This is a genomic window from Mycobacterium sp. (assembly GCF_051006775.1).
In the GTDB taxonomy this organism is placed as follows: domain Bacteria; phylum Actinomycetota; class Actinomycetes; order Mycobacteriales; family Mycobacteriaceae; genus Mycobacterium.
Window position 1 is genome coordinate 1 of record NZ_JBPCSX010000208.1, and the last position, 2516, is coordinate 2516.

The 2516-nt window shown below is 67.1% G+C and carries 4 protein-coding genes; 2 read left to right on the forward strand and 2 right to left on the reverse strand.

All coding sequences use genetic code 11. The annotated features are described in order from the left end of the window. Nucleotides 1-222, forward strand: a 222-nt coding sequence (locus ACR2JI_RS14690; protein WP_526391207.1) for a DUF501 domain-containing protein, incomplete at its 5' end; no start/stop codon positions are given. Continuing rightward, nucleotides 219-1157 carry a Ppx/GppA phosphatase family protein gene (locus tag ACR2JI_RS14695; protein WP_526391209.1) on the forward strand — a complete coding sequence of 313 codons (939 nt, stop codon included), beginning with the start codon at nt 219-221 and terminating at the stop codon, nt 1155-1157. The genes ACR2JI_RS14690 and ACR2JI_RS14695, both read left to right, overlap by 4 nt. 59 nt (nt 1158-1216) lie before the next feature. Here the strand turns inward: ACR2JI_RS14695 and ACR2JI_RS14700 are convergent, their stop codons facing one another. Both ACR2JI_RS14700 and ACR2JI_RS14705 read right to left on the reverse strand, forming a co-directional pair. Next, entirely contained in the window at nt 1217-1336 is a 120-nt protein-coding gene (locus tag ACR2JI_RS14700; RefSeq protein WP_526391211.1) for a calcium-binding protein, read from the reverse strand. Nucleotides 1337-1418: 82 nt separating this feature from the next. Continuing rightward, nucleotides 1419-2516: cytochrome P450 (locus ACR2JI_RS14705; protein ID WP_526391213.1), on the reverse strand; the 1098-nt coding region annotated here is incomplete at its 5' end.

The window sequence follows — 2516 nt, forward strand, 5'->3', positions numbered from 1 at the left end:
CGGGCACACGAGTCCTATCTGGCCGAACGCGACGCTGTCGAGGCGCTGGGCACGACGTTTTCCGGCGGCGGCATGCCGGACCGGGTCAAATGCCTGCATGTGCTGATGGCCCATGCACTGGCCAAGGGCCGCGGGGTCAATCCGTTCGGCGACGAGGCGCTGGCGATGATTGCCGGCGAGCCCGGGATGGCCGGGATCCTGTCGAAGGAGGAGTGGACGTGAATCGGGTGGCGGCGATCGACTGCGGCACGAACTCGATCCGGTTGCTCATCGCCGACCGGTCTGATGGCCGCCTGCACGATCTGCACCGCGAGATGCGCATCGTCCGACTCGGTCAGGGGGTCGACGCGACAGGGGAGTTCGCCCCCGATGCCCTCGACCGCACCCGGGCCGCGCTGGCCGACTACGCCGACTTGCTACGCCGATTCGAGGTCACCAAGGTGCGGATGGTCGCGACATCGGCCACCCGCGACGCCGCCAATCGTGATGACTTCTTCACCATGACCGCGACCATCCTCGGCTCGGTGGTGCCCGGCGCGGTCGCCGAGGTGATCACCGGATCCGAAGAGGCACGACTGTCCTTCAACGGGGCGGTGGGTGAACTGGATTCCGCCGCTGGGCCTTTCGTGGTGGTCGATCTCGGTGGCGGATCCACCGAAGTGGTGCTGGGCGACGACTCCGGTGTGCGGGCCTCGTTTTCAGCCGACATCGGCTGCGTCCGGATGACCGAGAGGTGTCTGCATTCGGATCCGCCGACCGCCGTCGAAGTGGCCGAGGCCCGCGACGTCGTGCGGGCCAGGCTGGCGGAGGCGCTGGCGGTGGTGCCGGTGGAACAGGCGCACACCTGGGTCGGTCTGGCCGGGACGTTCACCACCATCGTCGCGCTGGCGCACCGGTTACCGGTCTACGACTCCGAGGTCATCCACCTGTCCCGGGTGCCGCTGCCCGATGTGCTGGGCGTCTGTGATGAGCTGCTCACGATGACCCGCGAACAGCGTGCCGCGCTCGGTCCGATGCATGAGGGCCGGGTCGACGTCATCGGCGGTGGTGCGATCGTCGTTCAGGAACTCGCCGCGGAGTTGTCCGCGCGGGCCGGAATCACCGAACTGATCGTCAGCGAGCACGACATCCTGGACGGCATCGCGCTGTCGATCTGAACAAAAACACGTGCGGCCCCGGAGATGGTTCCCGGGGCCGCACGTGTCGGTGAATGCCGTCAGAGCTTGATCTTGCAGCCGCTGCCGATGTTCTTGCAGTGGGCCTGGCTCTTGCAGGCGTTGCAACGGCAGGTGCAGCCACCGGTGCGCTTGGTCTCCGGAATACGCATGTCGTTCATCTCCTTCACGGTCCACCCGCGCGGACCCACAAGTCAACAATAGTTGCCGGAGTCCGCCGATGGCGGGTGAAACGCGACGCTCTCAGCCCTTCTTCTCCGGAGTCCAGGTTGCCGGGAGGCGGTTGATGCCGTTGATGAAGTTCGCGATCGCGAACTCCGGCTCCGGTGCGCAGATGTCCGGAATCCGGGTGTAGACCTCGGTCAGCAGGGCGCGCAGCATGGTGCGGGCAAGTGCGGCGCCCAGGCAGAAGTGCGGACCGCCGCCGCCGAAGGCGATGTGCGGGTTCGGGTTGCGCAAGATGTCGAAGGTGAACGGATCCTCGAAGACTGCCTCGTCGCGGTTGCCGGAGATGTACCAGAGCACAACCTTGTCGCCGGCCTTGATCTGTGAGCCGTTCACCGTCACGTCCTGGGTCGCGGTGCGGCGCATGTGCAGCAGCGGCGAGGACCAGCGCAGCACCTCCTCGACGGCGGTGTCGATGCGGCCCGGGATGTCCTCGATCAGCAGCGCCCTCTGATCCGGGAAACGGGAGAGGGTGTAGATGGCGTGCGCCGAGGCGTGCCGGGTGGTGTCGTTGGCGGCGACGGCGAGCAGCACGAAGAAGGACCGCAGCTCGTCGTCGGTCATCTTCTTGCCGTCGAACTCCGCCTGCACCATCCAGGTGAACAGATCCTCACCCGGGTTGGCCCGGCGCTCCGGGATCAGCTCGCTGGCTACCGCGTGCAGGTCCATCACCGCACCCATGAACAGCTCCAGCTCGCTCTGCTCGCCGCGCACGTTCGGGTCGGTCCAGCCCAGCAGCCGCTGGGCGGCATTGGTGGCCCTGTCCCGGGTTTCGCCCTCCGGCAAGCCGAAGAAGCTGCCGAAGATCCGGGCGGGCAGCTTGACCGACACCAGTTCGACGAAGTCGCCCTCGCCGAGGTGGGCCATCTCGCTGACCAGATCGCGGGCGTGGCCGCGGATCCAGTCCTCCAGCCGGCGCATGTTCTTGGGTTTGAACGCGTCCATGGTGATACCGCGCAACTGGGCGTGCCGGGGGGCGTCCATGGCGATGAACGACTGCGCCACCTCGCGGGCTTCCGGGGCGAAGTCCTCCATGGTGATGCCCTCGGCGGAGGAGAAGATCTCCGGATGCCGGCTGGCGTAGCGGATGTCCTCCTGGGTGGTCAGCGACCAGAA

What these genes read in the sequence shown, in the direction of transcription:
- ACR2JI_RS14700 (WP_526391211.1), bottom strand. Translation starts at nt 1,336, where the DNA reads ATGAACGACATGCGTATTCCGGAGACCAAGCGCACCGGTGGCTGCACC.